Below are 16429 nucleotides of genomic sequence, written 5' to 3'. Positions count from 1 at the left end.
GCGGGGGGGGCGGCCCCCCCCCCCCCCCCCCCCACCGGTCTCACGCCACGGCCAGCGTCAGCGAGGCGCCCGCGAGCAGCAGATAAGGCAGCGGATAGGCCACGTGCGAGTAGCAGCGGGTGAGCAGCACGGTGATCTCGGCGCCGATGAAGTACAGCACCAACCCGGCCGCGGCGGCCACGGCCAGCGGCCGGTACGCCAGCCCCGCGAGCAGACCGATCCCGCCCGCGGCCTTGATGACGGCCAGCGGTGGCAGCGCCCAGGTGGGCAGCCCGTACTCGCGCATGTTCTCGCGCACCCAGTCGGCGCGGAAGACGTCGATTCCCGAGGCGACCAGGGCGGCCAGCGCGGCCAGCACAGTGACGACGACATATGCGGTGTTCATGGATTCCTCCGTTTTCGGCGGACGAGCGCCTCTGCCACAGTGGAGACAGCAAGGCGACGACGGCGGAGTGCCGTCTTTCCCGGTGACGACCGGCGACCCCGAAAGGTGACCGATGCGCGCGGATTCGCTCGCGCTGATGTTCGAGCAGCGCCGTGACCGGCTGCGTCGTCTCGCGCACCGGATGCTCGGTGCCACCGCCGAGGCCGAGGACGTGGTGCAGGAGGCGTGGTTGCGCCTGGCCAGGACCGACGCGGTGATCGCCGACCTGGATGGCTGGCTCACCACCGTCGTGTCCCGGCTGTGCCTCGATCTGTTGCGAGCCCGCGCGCGCCGCCCCGAAACCCAGGCCGACGAGGTCGACCTCCCGACCACCGATGCCGGCCCGGAAGCAGAAGCGCTGCAAGCGGATTCGGTGGAGCGTGCGGTGCTGGTGGTGCTCGACGCGCTGGGTCCGGAGGAACGGGTGGCGTTCGTGCTGCACGACCTGTTCGCCGTACCGTTCGCCGAGATCGCACCGGTACTCGGGCGCACCCCCGCGACGACCAAGAAGCTCGCCAGCCGGGCCAGGCAGCGGGTCAACGCGCCGGCCGCGATGAGCACGGCCGACCTCGTCGAGCAGCGTGCGGCCGTTGCCGCGTTCCTGCGGGCCGCGCGCGGCGGTGACCTCGTCGCGCTGCTCGAGGTTCTCGCGCCCGATGTGGTCCGCACCGCCGACCCGGCGGCGCTCACACCGGGGATGGCCGCGGTGGTCCGCGGTGCGCGGGCGGTGGCCGAGGGCGCGGTCGCGCTGCGGCAGCGCTCGCGCGAGGCGGTCATGGTTCTCGTCGACGGCAGGCCCGGTCTGGTGCTGACCCGGGCGGGCAGGCCGATCTTCGTGCTGACCTTCCAGGTGCGCGAGGGCCGGATCGCCGCCTACGACGTGTCCGCGACTCCGGAGCGGTTCACGCTGTCGCTGCCGACCTCATGAATTCGGCAGTCGATGCAACTTTGCCGTCGATGCGTCGACCCGGAATATCGCAGGTCAGAAGGCCGGAACCCGCGCGAAACCGAGCGGCGGAGTCGGCATCGGACCCGAACGCAGGTCGTGGCGGAAGTCGGGAAGCAGCGGCAGCATGTCGACATTGCGTGCCGCGTAGCAACGCACCATCGGCAACGCGCGCGAGACCTCGGCGCGCTCCACGGGTTCGGCATCGATGAACGCCATGCCCTCGAGCCCGAGCCCGAGGGTGCCCGCGATCCGCACGATCGCGGCCGACTTGCGTCCCCAACCGATCTCGACCGCCGAGAACATGTCGTGCAGCCCGTGCCGATAGAGCGTGCGCATGGTGCGTGCGCGGTCGCCGCGGGCCGCGACGGCATGCAGCACGCCGCGGTCGCTCAACATCGTCAACGTGCGCAACGCCGGTGGGCGCGGCGCGGCGCTGGTCCCGTCGTGGACCACACCGTCCCACAGGGTTTCGTCCAGTTCCCAGACCAGACAACGGACGGCAGGTCGCATGGTGGTGCCCCTATCGGTTCGTTCCGGCGCGCTGAACTCTACAACCTGTGATGCCACCGGGACCAGCCTTGTGACGGCCCACCAACATCGGGCGGTGGACACGCGAACGTCACCCAGAACCCGGCGTTTCATTCCGGATCCTGCCTGCCTTGGCTAGGGTGAACAGGCTGGACAGCGGGGGGACAGCCGAAATCAGGCGAAGGGAACTTCAGATGTCCGTACACAATCCACCACGGCAATCGCTCACGATCTCGGGGCGGCCGATGTCGTCTCCCCTCAAAGACGTCCGGGCGTTGTCACGGCAGATGGTAGGACATTTCGTCGAGAACGTCGCGCCGTGCGGCACACTGCCGGGCGACGCCATCACGGGGGACGTCACCACCATCACCCGCATCTGCCTGGAATTCGCGGTCAGCATGCTCGACGGCCGCGACATCCCCAGCACCTTGCAGCGACTGCAGGACGCCGCCAGCGCCTGGGCCCGCGAGGGCGTGCCGATCGACACCATCCACCACTCCATCGCCGAGGGCTTCAAAATGGGCCTCGACCTGGTGGTCTCGAGCGCGTCGGTGAAGGACTACGACAACCTCGTCGACGGCGTGAAGATGGTGATGGAAATGCTCGACACCATCACCTGCCAGGTCTCGCTGGCCTATGTGCGCGAATTGCGCGGCGTGGTCAGCGAACATCACACGGCGGTGCACACCCTCACCTCCGCGCTGCTCGGCGGGCACAGCACCTCGACCATGGCCCGCGAATGCGGGATCGCCATCGCCGAGCAGTACGCCGTGCTCGCGTTGTCGATTCCGCCGCACCGCGAGGAGGCGAATCCAGCGCTGGATCAGAAGGTGGTGGCCCGGCGCAAGCTGCGCCGCGTGCAGGCCGAGCTGGCCAAGCGCTGCGGTGATACGGCGCTGTCGCTGCTCAGCGTCGACGGCGGCACCGTGCTCATCCCCGCCGAGACCTTCGACCGCGATGGTCTCACCGCTCTGGTCGCCCAGCTCTCCCAGGCCGCGCAGGTCGGCATCACGGCCGCGCTGGTCGAGACGAGCACCACTGGCATTCCCGACGCCGCCGACCAGGCCCACGAACTGCTCGACATGGTCCAGCGCCTCGAGGTCACCTCGGGTCTGTACCGCTTCGACGAACTCGCACTCGAATACCAGCTCACCCGGCCGGGACCGGGGCGCGAATTCCTCGGCTCGCTGCTCGACCCGCTCGACCAGTTCCCCGAACTGCTGGAAACCCTGCAGCGCCACATCGCCAACAACCTCAACCGGCAGCGCACCGCGCGGGTGCTGCACGTGCACACCAACACCGTCGACTACCGGCTCAAGCGCATCGGTCAGCTCACCGGTTTCGACCCCACCCAGCCGTCGGGACTGTGGTACCTGCGTTCGGCGCTGGTCGCCCGCAGCTACCGCACCACCGTCTGATCCACGAAAAAGGCGCTGCCCGGGGATGATTCCCCAGGCAGCGCCCGTTTCACCGGGGGTCAGAGGCTGCCGCCACCGCCGACCAGCCACGGGTTGAAGGTGCACACGATCTGATGACCTGGATCGATGGCGTTGAGCGCGATCGACAGGGCACGCGGCGAGTACATCATCGTGAGATGGTCGGAGACGTCCTGCTCACAGCCTTCCTGCAGGGTGATGTTGCGGACGGTGGAGCCCGGGCCCTGCTTCAGGAAGGTCAGATCGTAGGGGTTGGTGACCTCGTCGTACCGGGTGCCGACGATGGTGTAGTCGATGCCGGGGACGGTGTCGCCGTTGGCGTTGAGCTGGTTGACGAAGTCCGAACCGATGGTCTGCTGGATACCGGCGTGCCCGACGAAGATCTCGATGAAGCCGAGGATGTCGATGCCCAGGTTGTTGATCATGCGGCCCAGGGCGCCGATGCCGTCGAGGCTGGTGCCGTGGTGGGTGGCGCCGTAGGTGATCAGGTTCTTCACCTTGTCGGCACCGCCGTCGAACTTGGTGTACCAGTTCGACATCGAACCGCCCTGCGAGTGGGCGACGATGTCGACTTCGTCGGCGCCCGTGGCCGCGAGGACCCGGTCGACGAACAGGGCCAGCTGATCGGCCGAGTCCTGGATGTAGCCGGTGCCCATCACGCCGGGCAGCACCGAACCGAGACCGCCACCTTCGATCAGGTTGGAGCGACCGTAGTTGAAGGTGAAGGTGCACAGCCCGGCGTTCTTGAACTCCGGGCCCATGAACGCGTAGCCGTTGTAGGCGTTCATCCAGGTACCGTGCACCATGACCAGCGGACGGTCGCCGTCGGCGGGCTTGCAGTTCCAGTCGTTGGCGCCGGGGGGCGCCGCGTCACCGTTGCCCAGGCCGTAGGCGAAGGCCGCGAGGAACGAGGTCTGGGCCGGGCCGACGCCGACGGTGTCGCTGGAGTAGCCGCCCGAGGAACCCGAGCTGGAACCCGAGCCGCCATAGCAGTCGCCGGAGCCGTTGCCCGAGCCGGTGCCGCTACCGGAGTTGCAGGCCGAGCCGCTGGGGCCGGCCACCGACCGGCCCGCGGCGATGATCTCGGCGAGAGCCTGCTCGGTCGGCGCGTCGTTGGGGGCCGCGCCTGCCCCTGGGCCGGTGAGCGCCACGGCGAGCGCGCTGACGCCGGTGAGCATCGCTGTCTGCAGCGTGCGTCGGCGACTGGGAGATTTCATCGTTGGCGTATCTTCCTGTGCGATTCGATAATTCGTGTCCCCTTTTTCGATCGGGAATACGAATGGCTTGTCGAAACCGCACCGAACATAAGCCCGGGAATTCACGGCATTTCGTTTCTCCGTGGGGTTCTGGGTAGTTCACCACCAGTCGGCGACGGGCCCCATGACGGCACACAGGAACTTTTCCCCACGACGATCCCGCAGGTCGGGACGCTGATCGGAAGAAATAGTGATACTTCCCAGAACATTCGGCCGTTCACACTGACCGAGCACTGAAACACCAACATTTCGGCCGGAAAAATGGGGCTCAGCATTCGCTGTGCGCGGGAATCCCTCGTAGCCGCTCGTCGAGCCACAGCATCGCCTCCGGATATCCGGTCACCGCACCGACGATGTGCTCGCCGAACACCCCGCGATACACCGCGGTCGCGCCGAGTTCGCACTGTTCCTGATAGAGATTGCGCGCGCCCTCGGCCGGGATCCAGAACTCCTGCTCCCCGTTGTAGACGTAGAGCGGTGTGGCCGAACGCATTCCCTCCATCCGGGTGACCTCGTAGATCCGGGCGGCCAGGTCCGAGCGCAGGGGGTCGGCGATATTGGCGCCGACATCGATGGGCAGGTGCAGGATGCCGGGCAGCGCGAAGATGCTCACGCACTGGTCCTTCATCGCCGAGGTCGCCACCCAGCGGCCGAGATTGTTCATGGCGGCCAGGATTTCGGGCCGCTCGCGCCCGACCGCGAGGGTCGCGGCCATGAAGATGCCCGACGCCAGATTGGCGTTCATGCTGCGGGCGAGGATCTCGAAGTCGGCGGGCACGCCACCGAGTGCGGCACCGACGATCACCTCGGCCAATTCCGGTGCGTAGGAGGCGATCAGCTTCGCCGCGCCGTGCGTGGCGATGGCGCCGCCGGAGTACCCCGTCATCGCGAACGGGCTGGCGCCGTAGGTCTGCGGTTCGACATTCCTGGTTGCCCGGATGGCGTCGAGGACGGCATGTCCGGCGACATACGGTTCGGCGTAAGCCATTCGGGGGCCCTGATGGTCGGGGATCAGGACCGCGTATCCACGTAGCACCGCCAGCTGGGTGGTCGGCGGCAGGAACTCGGTGGCGCTCGATTTCAGCGAAAGCCCGTGTGTGAACGTGTAACCGGGCGTGCAGGACAGGCCGAGCGCGTCGATGGGCAGGTTGTTCACCAGTACCGGTCGGTCGCCGGGACCGGTCCACTCGGTGGCGGGCACGATCAGCGTCGCGGTCGCGAACGACGGGGCGCCGTGGGCGTCGGAGGTGCGGAACTTGAGCAGATGCGCGGACCGTACGGGAACCAGGGTCAGCGGGCCCGCGACGGCGGTGACGTCGCGCACCTCGACGAGGTCACCCGGTGTCAGCTCGGCCAGGCCCTCGGGCCAGTGGTCGAAGGTGGGATCGCCTACGGGAGAGGGCATTACGGCTGCCCGCAGCGCGGCGAGCTCGGCGTCGGTATCCGCGCCGGACGGGATCGGCGAGGGCAGCACCTGATCGATCCAGCGTTGCAGATCGGGCAGGATTCCCGGGGCGGCCGGGGGCAGGGGTTCGGCGGTTGCGGTACCGACGGCGAGCGGACACAACAGCAGTAGCGAACAGAGCAGGACACGCACAGATCTCATGGCACTCACACGCCTTCGGGTGGCACATCGGACTCGTGACCTGACACCCGGCGATGCGGTATTCGAAGCCGCGGCGAAACCTCCCCTGTGCGCCGTCGTCAGTGTTCTCACGGTACGTCCCACCGCATCGGCGCACGGCCGTCGTTCCCGACTCGTGCACGCCCCGCGTCCGGATCGCAACAACCGCGCGTGCTCGATACTTCGGAGAAAGTACCGGCTCCGGACCAGGCGGTTTGTGAATTCTCCAGCCGAGTCCGGAACATGTTCTCCTTCATGGTCGCGCGCCCTACCGTCGAGTAGCAAGGCGCCTACCAGCGCCGGGGCAGAAGGAGCACGCCATGATTCCCATCGACGCGAACATTGCCGCCGCCGGTCACCCCCTCGACCACACCGACATACCGACGCGGCGGATCACCGTCTACTTCGACGGGCCCACTCCGCAGGACGCGATGGTCCTCGAATACGCCGCAACCCAGTCCGAGGCATGGGAATTCACCACCGCCGCCGTGCACGCGGGCCTGTTGGTGACCGTCGACGGACGAGTGGAACCCGGCCTACGCCGGCTGCCGTGCCGTTCGCTGTGGCACTGAGCCCCACACCGCCGCACTAGGCTGGTGCGGCGGTCGTGTCCCGATCGCAGGGACACAGGAGGCGCGCGTGACACGGTGGCAGTACCCGGTCGCCGTGGCCGTGCTCGCGGCACTGGCCGTGGCCGGTTGCGGTTCACAGGAGGCCGAGCAGGCAGCGCCGACCACCGTCGCACCGACCACGACCGCCCAGCGCACCGCCGTCACCCTCGCACCGCCGACCACCACCGCCGACCCGTACGCCGGACTGCCGCTCATCGACGAGGTCCGCTGGACGAGCAATGTCGACGGCCCCCGCCTGCTCGTGTTCCCCACCGTGGCGGGTCGCAAGACCGCCGCACCCGGCAACGACGAGACGGCCTGGCAGGAAGTGCTCGCCCTCGACCCCTCCGCCGACTCGCCGGGGATGCGTGACCAGTTCCTGTGCCACTGGGTGTGGGCGAGGATGGTTGCGCCGGACAAGACGAGCTGGAACCTCGAACCGTGGCGACCGGCCGTCGGCTACTCGGCCACGGTCTCGGCGAACTGCAATCCCGGCGGCCCGGAACGCTGAGGTCCGCGCCGCGCGGCGAAAGGAGCACAGGTTATGCGCGTTGTCATCGCAGGCGGACACGGCAAGATCGCCCTGCTACTGGCCGGGCTGCTCACCAGGGACGGCCATCAGGTGCACGCTCTCATCCGCGATCCCGCCCAGGCCGCCGACATCACCGCGACCGGCGGTGTCCCCGTGATCCACGACATGGAACGTGACGACCCGGCCGACCTCGTCACCGCGGTCGCCGGGTCGGACGCGGTGGTCTTCGCCGCGGGCGCGGGCCCGGGCAGCGGCGTGGAGCGCAAGTACACCGTCGACCTGGGCGGCTCGGTCCAACTGGCCGACGCGGCCGACCGGGCCGGGGTGCGCCGGTTCGTGCAGATCTCGACGATGGGCGCCGGTCAGCCGCCCGCACCGGGGACCGACGAGGTGTGGGCCGCCTATATCGATGCCAAGACCAAGGCCGAGGACGATCTGCGGGCCCGCGCGCTGGACTGGACCGTCGTGCGGCCGGGCATGCTCACCAACGCCGAGGGCAACGGTCTGATCACGCTGGGACCACCGCCGGTCGGGCGCGCCGATGTGCCGCGTGCCGATGTGGCCGCGACGCTCGCGTCGATCTTGATCGCCGACAACACTTTTCGGCGCACCCTCGAGTTGGTTTCGGGGCAGGATCCGATCGAGGCGGCCGTCGCCGCGATTCATTAGCCGAAAATTAACCAGGTCAAGACTTTTCGGGCCGATGGGGGTGCAAGCGGGGTGCTGGGCACCGGCTGCCGCCCACCGGTACGCCGCCGAACCGCCGGTCACGCCGCTGTTCGGCGCGGACGGTGTGCGAATCCGGTGGCGCCGAGCAGGATTCGCCGCCCAGAAGCCGGGGTGAGCACCGAATCGAGACCTAATCGATCGTGCAGATGTGCTTGCATCTGAAAGTGTCTCCGTCCTAAACTCAGGGCCGCAACACAATTCAGGGGATAGTCAGGGGAGGCCGCGAGCGGCACACCTGGGGCTATAGTTGCCTCGGGTTTGCCACTGCCTAGACACAGGGGCGTTCACATGAACCACACCACCGGCCGTTTCGGCCTCGCTGATCGCGCAGCGATCACCCACCCCTCGAGGGAAACCGCGGTCGCTTTCGTCATCGACGCCGTCGAATCCACCGGCGCCGCGACCCGCAACGATTTCGATATCGAGCGCATCGTCACCACGGCCCACGAACTGGCCGACGACTGGGATCTGCAGGTGCTGACCCCGGACACGTTCTGGCGTATCGCATCCGGCTGCATCCGCTACTGAGTCGGCCGACCGCCGCTTCCGACGAACGGAAGCGGCGCCGCGGCCCGGCTGGCGCACTCAGGCCCGCTCGGCGTACTCCCGCAGGATCTCGCGCGAGCGGTCCGGGTGCGCGGCCTGCACGCTGAGCTGATCCATCACCGACAGGTACAGCGCGAGATCCTGCCTGCGCTCCAGGTAGAGGGCGCTGGTGAGTTGCTCCAGGTACACGATGTCGGGCAGCTCCGGCTCGGCGAAGCGGAGAATGCTGAACGAACTGCCCGCCGCCGCGTGCCCGCCCGCCGAGTACGGCAGCACCTGCACGGTGACGTTCGGCAGCAAAGACAGTTCGATCAGGTGACGCAACTGATTCCGGTGCACCTCGCGCCCACCCACCGGCCGGTGTAGCACGGCCTCGTCGATCACCGCCCACACCACCGGCGGGTCGACGCGGCGCAGCACGTCCTGACGCAGCTGACGAACCTGCACGCGCCGCTCAGTCTCGGCATCGTCGAGACCGACCGTGACGATCGCCCGGGTGTACTCCGGGGTCTGCAGCAGGCCGGGTACCAATTGGGTCTCATAGGTACGGATTTGGCTCGCGGCCTGTTCGAGCCCCAGGTAGGTACTGAACCATGACGGCAGCAGATCGCTGTAGCGGTGCCACCAGCCCGGTTCGTTCGCCTGCCTGGCCAGATCGAAGAACGCCTCACGATCTACGGGGTCGGTGACTCCGTAGAGCGTGAGCAGATCACGGATATCGCGTTCCTTGAAACCGGTGCGGCCCAGCTCGAGTCGGCTGATCTTGGCGTGGGAGCCGCGGATCGCCTCCCCCGCGGCCTCGCGGGTGATGCCCTTGCTCTCCCGCAACCTACGCAGTTGCCCACCGAGCGCGATGCGCAGCACAGTGGGTCCACGGTCGACGATCGGTTGTACACGACCGATCTCGTGGGGTTCAGCCGTCATGACTCGCGATCTTACCGATCAGCAGGTCAAGTCGTCGAACTCTCCGGCCTTGGCGCCGCGGATGAATGCATCGATCTCCGGGCGTGTGTAGTAGATGACCGCGCCGCGCGGGTCGCGCGAGTTGCGCACAGCTACCGACCCGTCGGACACGGCGGCAACCTCTACGCAATTGCCGCTGGCGTTGCTGTACGTGCTCTTACGCCAGGCGTGGTCGGCGGGCCGTTCGCGCTGATCATGGTGCATTGCGGACATGCATTACTCCCTGTTCTCGTGTGATGTCCATCGGAGTGAAAGTTGCAGATGCACGCACAAACGTTCTTGCATCCGCTTTGCGCGATGCGGACATTAACACGCAGCCCGCCGTTGCGCACCGGTCGGTACGTACTCGCGCCCAGGGGGCGGGTGGCGTTCGCAAAGTGACGTCCAGTCCCCTGAATTCGCAAGGGCCACAGAGCCATCGGCCGCCGAAACGCCCCGAATGAGATCTCCGATGTGCTTGCATCTGCAATCGCCGCGCCCATAGACTCGGGGCAAGATCAACCCCGGGGCCCGCTCGTCAAGAGCTGGGGCAGGCCCGGGCCCACCGGACACGAGGGGCCTGCGATGAGCATTCCGTATCGACCACCCCGCCGGGTCTCGGCCGGCACCGCCGGGCTCGAGCTCCCGCGCAGCCTCGCGGCAGAGGTAGCGCCGGTTTCCGCGTGTAGCGACGAGCCCTACGGGCTCACCTATCGGCAGGCTCGCGAGATGCTGCGTCAACACGACATCCACGGCCCGCAGTGCCGCCAATGGCTGGCCGCCGCGGCCTATCTGTCTGCGGGCCTGGACGACGAATAGCGTGGTCGTAACGTCTTCGTGCTGGTCACAGCGGTAAAAGCGGGGCATGCTTGGAGACGGACGGTCGGCGCGAGCACAGGTGGCGGCGTATGCGGATTGCGGAGATTCTGCGAAGCAAGGGCACGGCGGTAGCGACGGTGCCACCGGACACCACCGTGCGCGCGCTGCTGGCGGTGCTGGCCGAACGCAATATCGGTGCCGTGGTCGTCTCCCCCGACGGCGCGACGATCGAGGGCATCGTGTCCGAACGCGACGTGGTTCGCCGCCTAGCCGTGCACGGCGCCGAACTGCTCGATCGTCCGGTCGCCGAGATCATGACGGCACGGGTACGCACCTGCGGTCCCGACGACCACGTGTCCTCGCTGCGCGACGTGATGACCGAGCACCGCATCCGGCACATGCCGGTGGTGAGCGAGGACCGGTTGATCGGCATCGTGAGCATCGGGGACGTGGTCAAGAGCGAGATCACGGAACTGGCCACCGAACGCGAGCAGCTGGTCGACTACCTGCAGGGCAGGTACTGATCGTCGCGCTCGCGGCCGAAAAGCGTTGCCCGCGCGTATCGTTGACGAGGTGCACCCCGCGCAGCAGTACGACCGCCGTGTCGCTTCGCAGGTCCTCGCCCGGCTAGCCGCGCCCGGCGTCTTCGCGGGCATCGAGACCGCGCCCACCCAAATCGCCTTCCGCGCGAGGGCTTTACAGCCCGAGCCGGGCGGGCGGCTCACCCAGTCGCAGCGGATGTATCTCGAGCGCTTCATGCGACCGTGCCGCCCGGAGCAGGTGACCAGCGCGACGCATCGCATCACCTGGACCGACAGCGCGGGCATTCCCAATACTGCGTACTACCGCCGGGACGGCGCGGGACCAGAGCTGGCTGTGGTCGCCAGGGAAACCGTACTGGCACTGTGGGATTCATTGGCGCGATCGGGTCTGCCGGAGCGGGCCGCCGAACTGAGCGAGCACGAACGGTCGGTGCTGGCGGCGACCACCACCGACCACGAACCGCACGAGATCTTCCGGGTCGGCATCGAAGCCACCGGGCGGGCCCTGGTCCAGCACGGTCTCCTCGCCGGCGACACCCCGTATCGCGGGATCGCCGAATTCGCCTGTGGAATGCGTGATTCGGGGATTTTCGCGGCGGTGGCGACGCGGTGGTTCTGGGAGTTGCAGGCCTCCACCTATCGGCGGGGCATGATCCCGGTCCGCTTCACCACCTCGCCCGATGGCACCGTGCGGTACACGCCCGAGTCGGTGGCGGTACTGCGGGCGATGAAGGAGGCCACCATTGCCGACGCGCACGCGGTGATGCGCAAGGCGACCACCGAGGAGGGTCTCGATGTCGAGCAGGCGGTGGCCAAGTACCACGACGACCTCGATCTGATCTCGCGGCAGTACGCGCTGCTGCCGCCCGGAACCGGGCCGACGTGTCTCGCGGCGCCACCGCGCGCGGACGGGTCGTCGGTGCTCGGCGCGGTCGCGAATCAATTCGTCGAGACGTTCGTGGCGCTCTCGGAACTCGTGGAGGTCGTCGAGGACGTCACCGAGGTACCGGCCGGTGGCGAACCGCTCGCCGACGACAGCGTGTTCTCGGTGCCGGACATGAGTTGCCGCCACTGTGTGCGGACCATCGGCGCCCTGCTCGAGTCGATGGATGTTCCCGTGCTCGAGATCGACCTGGCCACCAAACGGGTGATCGCCCGGATCCGCAGCCCGCGCCATCGGTTACGGGTGTTCGAGGCGTTGCGCGACGGCGGGTACAACCCGGTCGACGAGGTGCCCTCGCCCGGCACACCGGTGGAATGACCCCGCCTGCCGTTCCCGCTGCCCTGCACCCGGTCGTGGCGGCGTTCCTGGCGGACCGGGCGGCAGTGCACGCGGCGCTGGAGCGGTTCGGATCACCGCTGCACCTGGTGTTCCCGCAGGTGTTCGACGACAATCTCGCGGCGCTCACCGGAGTGCTGGACAGGGCACGGTGTAGGTCGCGGATCTACTACGCGCACAAGGTGAACCGATCCACGGCCTTCGTCCGCTCGGCCGCACGGGCGGGGATCGGTATCGATGTCGCGTCCGGGGCGGAGTTGCGGTCGGCGCTGGAGGCGGGCTTCACACCCGACCGTATCGAGATCACCGGACCCAAGGGATCGTCACTGTTGCGGGCGGCCGTGGCGGCGGGGGTGACGATCAATGTCGACAATCTTTGGGAGCTGGCGCGTATCGCCGAACTCGCCGACGCGCGAGTGCCGGTGCTGCTACGTCTTTCGGGCTTTCCGGGGAGTGCGCCGAGCCGGTTCGGCATCGATCTCGGCGAAGTGGGAGAGGCTTTCGATCTGCTCGCCCGGCACCCCGATCGGCTGGTACTGCTCGGGGTGGCCTTCCACCTCGATACCGCGTCCACACAGGAACGGGTACGGGCCGTCGGCGAGTGCCTGACGGTGATCGAGCGGGCCTACGCGCGCGGGTTCACACCGTCGGTGCTCGATATCGGCGGTGGGCTGCGTCAGGTCTTCGTGGCCGACCCGGCCGCCTACGACGCCTACGATCAGGCTTTGCGGGCCGGCTTGCTCGGCCACGGGCCCGCTTTGCACTGGGGCACGGGCAATTTCGGCTATCACGTCGCCGACGGTGTCGCACACGGCACGCCGGTGTTCCACAAGTACGCCAATACGGACTCGGCCACCGACATCCTGACCGAACTCCTCGACGCGCCCTTGCCAGGACATGGCGGCCGGGCGCTGAGCGCGGTGCTGGCGGACAATCTCCTCGACCTGTGGCTGGAACCCGGCAAGGCATTGGCCGATCGCGCGGGGATCACCGTGGCGCGGGTCGAATTCGTGAAGCGGGCGGGGACCGGGGCGACGCTGGTACACCTGGATCTGAGCCGCGACACCGTCACCGCGGCCGACCAGGAGGTGCTCATCGATCCCCTCGTGCTGTCCGAGCCCGGCGAGTCCGCGCCCGCCGGAGTGTTCTTCGCCGGTCATCTGTGCTTGGAACGTGACCTGGTGACCCAGCGGCAGGTGCGGGTGACGCGGATTCCAGACCCCGGCGACCCGGTGGTGTTCCCCAATACCGGGGCCTACCACATGGATCTGTCGGCAGCCAACGCCGCCATGCATCCGACCCCACCGAAAGTGGCTGTGCTGCATCGTGACAGCCGATTCGATCTGTGCGATGACGAGGTGTGGCGATGATCTACTCCCACATCACCGAGCTGATCGGCAACACTCCCCTGCTCCGCCTCGACCCGCAGGTGCACGGGCTCGCGGGGGTCGAGCTGTACGCGAAGCTGGAGTCGCACAATCCGTTCGGGTCGGTGAAGGACCGCATCGCCTGGTCCATGATCCGCGACGACATCGAGGCGGTGGCGGCAGGCGGGCAGTCGTTCATCGAGGCATCCAGCGGCAATACCGCCAAGGCGCTGCGGGTGCTCGGCGCGCTGCACGGGGTTCCGTTGCGTGCGGTCACCAACCGCATCCGGGTCACCGAGGTACGCCAGTTGCTGCAGTTGCTCGGCACCGACATCGTGGAGCTACCCGGCCTGTCCGAGTGCCCGGATCCGCATGCGGCCGACGATGTTTCGGCCGTTATCGAGCACACCACCGGGCAGGCGCCCGAGCGCTGGTACCACCCGTCCCAGTACACCAACGAGCGCAATGTCGAGGCCCACCGCGACGGTACCGGTGCCGAGATCGCCGCCGACCTGGCCGCGGCGGGTGTCGAACACCTCGACTACCTCGTCGGCGGGCTCGGCACCACCGGGTCCACCCGTGGCACCGCCACCGCCCTGCTGGCCACCCATCCGGCGCTGCGCACGATCGGTGTGGTGTCGGACCGTTTCGATTTCATCCCCGGCATCCGCTCCGAACGCGAGATGTGGGACGTTGGCCTGTTCCGCCCGGATTTCTACCACGACATCGTCACCGTCGACTCCGCGACCGCCATCGACGCCACGCTCGATCTGGCGCGCGGATACGGCGTGCTCGCGGGTCCGACCAGCGGTGCGGGCTATGCCGCCGCCCTGCGCACGCTCGCCGACGCTCCACGCCCCGGGGACCGCCCGCTGGTCGCCGTGCTCATCGTCTGCGACCGGCTCGAGCCGTACCTGTCGTATTTCGCCAAGCGCCGACCCGACCTGTTCGGTGCGCCCGAGGCCCCACCACCACCGGACGCCGGCTCCGCACCGACGCTGACACCTGCGGAGCTGGCCGAGCTCGACCGCACCGACCGCCCGACGGTCGTCGACACTCGCGGTGCGATGGCCTACCGGGTCGGCCACATACCGGGTGCGATCAACCTGCGCGACGATCAGCTCGACGACATGCTCGGCCAGGGGATGCCGTTCCCGCGCTCAAGGCCGGTCGTGTTCGTGTGCCCGGTCGGAGAAGCGTCGCTGCGTTTCGCGGCCTCGACCCGGCAGGCCGGATACGAGGCCTTCAGCCTGGCGGGCGGGGTGGTCGCCTGGCGCGATGCGGGCCTGCCGCTCGAACGTGGCTGATCAGACCAGCGCGCGCATCGCCCGTCGTGGCGACGGTGCCCGGCCCGTGGTCGCCAGCAGCGGCGGCAACGGGCCACGGTAGCCGTCGGCGAGCAGCGCGACCACCGCGCGGAACCGGTCGACGAAACGCGCGGCGACGGCGGGGTCGAAGCGCGCGAGGGGATACAGAAAGGACCCGTCGATTCCGGCCGGAGCGCCGTGGGCCTCGTAGTGCGCGGTCAGGCCGAACTCGAGATCGTGCTTGGCGCGCACCACCCCGGTCGGCACGTCCGTGATCGAGAAGGACTGCGCGGCCAACTGTTCCGTTCGCGTCGACTTCTGCAGGATGAGCGTCGCCTGGAACAGCGGCAGCGCGGCGTCCTGCGGCAGGCACCGCTTCAGTCGCGGATTCGGGGTGTCGGGATGGGCGTAGGCGGCCAGCGCGACCCGGCGGACCTGATCGACGAGTTCGTCGACGTCGGCCGCCCGGTCCAGGCGCACCCGCATCAACACGTCGTCGGAGAAGTTGCCGACGAGGTCGTCGAGCAGTCGGTGGTCGCGGCCCGAAACCGCCGTCGCGACAGTCACATCGGCACAGCGGGCGAACGCGCCGACGGTCACCGCGAACGCCGCCTGCAGCACCATGAACAGGCTCGCCCGCCGGTCCTGGGCCAGCCGCAGCAGACCCGCGTGGGTGGTGGCGTCGAAGGCGAGGGGAATCAGCGCCCCGGCAGCGGGGTCGCCAAGCGGCGCCGACTGTTGCCGCGCCGGGAATTCGAGCAATGCGGGCCTGCCCGCCAAAGCATTGGCCCAGTAACGCAATTGGTGGGTGGCACGGCTCCACTCGTCGGTGAACTCGCCGAGCTGGGCGTGTTTCCACAGGGTGTAGTCGCAGTAGGTGACCGGCAGCGGCTCCCAGCGCGGGGCCGTGCCGGTACGGCAGGCCAGGTAAGCGGTCACGAGGTCGCGGGTCAGCGGGGCCATCGACCGTCCGTCGACCGAAATGTGGTGCACCACAAGGGCGAGGACGACGTCATCGGGAGCGAGGACGAACAGCCGGGCCCGCAGGGGCAGATCGCGGGCCAGGTCGAACGGCCGCGCCGCCAGATCGGCGATCTCGGTGCCGACGGCATCCTGGCCGACGTGTCGCACCGCGATGTCGAGCACGACCTCGGCCGGGTCGAGCACCTGCTGGGCCGGCCCGTGCTCGGTCACCGGGTAGCGGGTCCGCAACGGTTCGTGCCGCGCGACCAGCAGCTCGAGGGCGCCGCGCAGAGCGTCCACATCGATATCGGTGCCACGAATGCGCAAGGCGCGCGCCACATTCCAGTCCGCCGAACGTCCCTGTCTCGCCGCATGCCACATGCGCTCCTGCGCGGGCGCCAGCGGCACGTGCGCGGGCCGGCGGCGTGGTTCGAGCGTCACCACGGGCGGCGCCGGGAAACACACCGCCTCGGCCCGCGTCGTCGCCACCGCGACACCGCGACCGAAACCCCCCGACCTGATCCCCACACCGGGATCCACCACAGACCGCCAACCTCCACCCGTCTCGAAACAGA

General features: G+C 68.5%; 19 protein-coding genes. 12 read left to right on the top strand and 7 right to left on the bottom strand.

All coding sequences use genetic code 11. From position 1 onward, the window contains the following. Positions 1-40: 40 nt before the first annotated feature. Positions 41-385, bottom strand: a complete 345-nt coding sequence (locus ACSVDM_RS27150; RefSeq protein ID WP_357143779.1) for a DoxX family protein — start codon at positions 383-385, stop codon at positions 41-43. A 112-nt stretch (positions 386-497) separates the two neighbouring features. Between ACSVDM_RS27150 and ACSVDM_RS27145 the strand changes: the two genes are divergently transcribed. After that, positions 498-1352 carry a sigma-70 family RNA polymerase sigma factor gene (locus ACSVDM_RS27145; RefSeq protein ID WP_439268639.1) on the top strand — a complete coding sequence of 285 codons (855 nt, stop codon included), beginning with the start codon at positions 498-500 and terminating at the stop codon, positions 1350-1352. A 54-nt stretch (positions 1353-1406) separates the two neighbouring features. Here ACSVDM_RS27145 and ACSVDM_RS27140 read toward each other — a convergent pair whose 3' ends face one another. Beyond that, a complete protein-coding gene (locus ACSVDM_RS27140) occupies positions 1407-1883 on the bottom strand; it encodes an HAD-IIIC family phosphatase (RefSeq protein ID WP_067489449.1) in 477 nt (158 codons plus the stop codon). 263 nt (positions 1884-2146) lie between these two features. Here ACSVDM_RS27140 and ACSVDM_RS27135 point away from each other — a divergent pair, with 263 nt between their 5' ends. Further along, on the top strand, positions 2147-3319 hold the full coding sequence (locus tag ACSVDM_RS27135; protein ID WP_439268638.1) for a PucR family transcriptional regulator: 1173 nt from the start codon (positions 2147-2149) through the stop codon (positions 3317-3319). Between the two features lie 59 nt (positions 3320-3378). Here ACSVDM_RS27135 and ACSVDM_RS27130 read toward each other — a convergent pair whose 3' ends face one another. Both ACSVDM_RS27130 and ACSVDM_RS27125 read right to left on the bottom strand, forming a co-directional pair. After that, entirely contained in the window at positions 3379-4554 is a 1176-nt protein-coding gene (locus ACSVDM_RS27130; protein WP_067489443.1) for an esterase/lipase family protein, read from the bottom strand. Positions 4555-4861: 307 nt separating this feature from the next. Continuing rightward, positions 4862-6199 (bottom strand): lipase family protein, encoded by a 1338-nt coding sequence (locus ACSVDM_RS27125; protein ID WP_439268637.1) that lies wholly within the window; start codon positions 6197-6199, stop codon positions 4862-4864. A gap of 338 nt (positions 6200-6537) precedes the next feature. Between ACSVDM_RS27125 and ACSVDM_RS27120 the strand changes: the two genes are divergently transcribed. The 5 genes from ACSVDM_RS27120 (at position 6538) to ACSVDM_RS27100 (ending at position 8617) form a co-directional block, all read left to right on the top strand. Continuing rightward, positions 6538-6789: a hypothetical protein gene (locus ACSVDM_RS27120; RefSeq protein ID WP_067638753.1), complete on the top strand. Its 252-nt coding sequence runs from the start codon at positions 6538-6540 to the stop codon at positions 6787-6789. Positions 6790-6856: 67 nt separating this feature from the next. Continuing rightward, the gene (locus ACSVDM_RS27115) at positions 6857-7339 is read left to right on the top strand and encodes a DUF2599 domain-containing protein (protein ID WP_439268636.1); all 483 of its coding nucleotides are present in this window, start codon (positions 6857-6859) and stop codon (positions 7337-7339) included. Positions 7340-7372: 33 nt separating this feature from the next. Then, the gene (locus ACSVDM_RS27110) at positions 7373-8029 is read left to right on the top strand and encodes an SDR family oxidoreductase (protein ID WP_439268635.1); all 657 of its coding nucleotides are present in this window, start codon (positions 7373-7375) and stop codon (positions 8027-8029) included. Positions 8030-8063: 34 nt separating this feature from the next. Further along, a complete protein-coding gene (locus ACSVDM_RS27105; RefSeq protein ID WP_439268634.1) occupies positions 8064-8204 on the top strand; it encodes a hypothetical protein in 141 nt (46 codons plus the stop codon). A gap of 173 nt (positions 8205-8377) precedes the next feature. Continuing rightward, a complete protein-coding gene (locus tag ACSVDM_RS27100; protein WP_067638759.1) occupies positions 8378-8617 on the top strand; it encodes a hypothetical protein in 240 nt (79 codons plus the stop codon). A 57-nt stretch (positions 8618-8674) separates the two neighbouring features. Here ACSVDM_RS27100 and ACSVDM_RS27095 read toward each other — a convergent pair whose 3' ends face one another. Together ACSVDM_RS27095 and ACSVDM_RS27090 are read right to left on the bottom strand one after the other, a co-directional pair. Next, positions 8675-9559 carry a helix-turn-helix domain-containing protein gene (locus ACSVDM_RS27095; protein WP_181697057.1) on the bottom strand — a complete coding sequence of 295 codons (885 nt, stop codon included), beginning with the start codon at positions 9557-9559 and terminating at the stop codon, positions 8675-8677. A gap of 18 nt (positions 9560-9577) precedes the next feature. Next, on the bottom strand, positions 9578-9811 hold the full coding sequence (locus tag ACSVDM_RS27090; RefSeq protein WP_370465698.1) for a DUF397 domain-containing protein: 234 nt from the start codon (positions 9809-9811) through the stop codon (positions 9578-9580). 351 nt (positions 9812-10162) lie between these two features. Between ACSVDM_RS27090 and ACSVDM_RS27085 the strand changes: the two genes are divergently transcribed. The 5 genes from ACSVDM_RS27085 to ACSVDM_RS27065 all read left to right on the top strand — a co-directional run bounded on the left by ACSVDM_RS27085 (position 10163) and on the right by ACSVDM_RS27065 (position 14891). After that, positions 10163-10396 (top strand): hypothetical protein, encoded by a 234-nt coding sequence (locus tag ACSVDM_RS27085; RefSeq protein WP_067638762.1) that lies wholly within the window; start codon positions 10163-10165, stop codon positions 10394-10396. An 89-nt stretch (positions 10397-10485) separates the two neighbouring features. Then, positions 10486-10920: a CBS domain-containing protein gene (locus tag ACSVDM_RS27080; RefSeq protein WP_439268633.1), complete on the top strand. Its 435-nt coding sequence runs from the start codon at positions 10486-10488 to the stop codon at positions 10918-10920. Between the two features lie 49 nt (positions 10921-10969). Continuing rightward, entirely contained in the window at positions 10970-12199 is a 1230-nt protein-coding gene (locus ACSVDM_RS27075) for a heavy-metal-associated domain-containing protein (RefSeq protein WP_439268632.1), read from the top strand. After that, positions 12196-13587, top strand: a complete 1392-nt coding sequence (locus tag ACSVDM_RS27070; protein WP_439268631.1) for an alanine racemase — start codon at positions 12196-12198, stop codon at positions 13585-13587. The genes ACSVDM_RS27075 and ACSVDM_RS27070 overlap by 4 nt, the downstream gene beginning before the upstream one ends. Beyond that, a complete protein-coding gene (locus tag ACSVDM_RS27065; RefSeq protein WP_439268630.1) occupies positions 13584-14891 on the top strand; it encodes a pyridoxal-phosphate dependent enzyme in 1308 nt (435 codons plus the stop codon). The genes ACSVDM_RS27070 and ACSVDM_RS27065 overlap by 4 nt, the downstream gene beginning before the upstream one ends. Here the strand turns inward: ACSVDM_RS27065 and ACSVDM_RS27060 are convergent, their stop codons facing one another. Beyond that, positions 14892-16382, bottom strand: coding sequence for a condensation domain-containing protein (locus ACSVDM_RS27060; RefSeq protein WP_439268629.1), 1491 nt, complete (start codon positions 16380-16382; stop codon positions 14892-14894). Between the last annotated feature and the right edge of the window lie 47 nt (positions 16383-16429).

The organism is Nocardia sp. JW2, assembly GCF_051843015.1.
Classification (GTDB): Bacteria; Actinomycetota; Actinomycetes; order Mycobacteriales; family Mycobacteriaceae; genus Nocardia; species Nocardia coubleae.
This window is presented reverse-complemented; position numbering and strand designations above follow the sequence as displayed.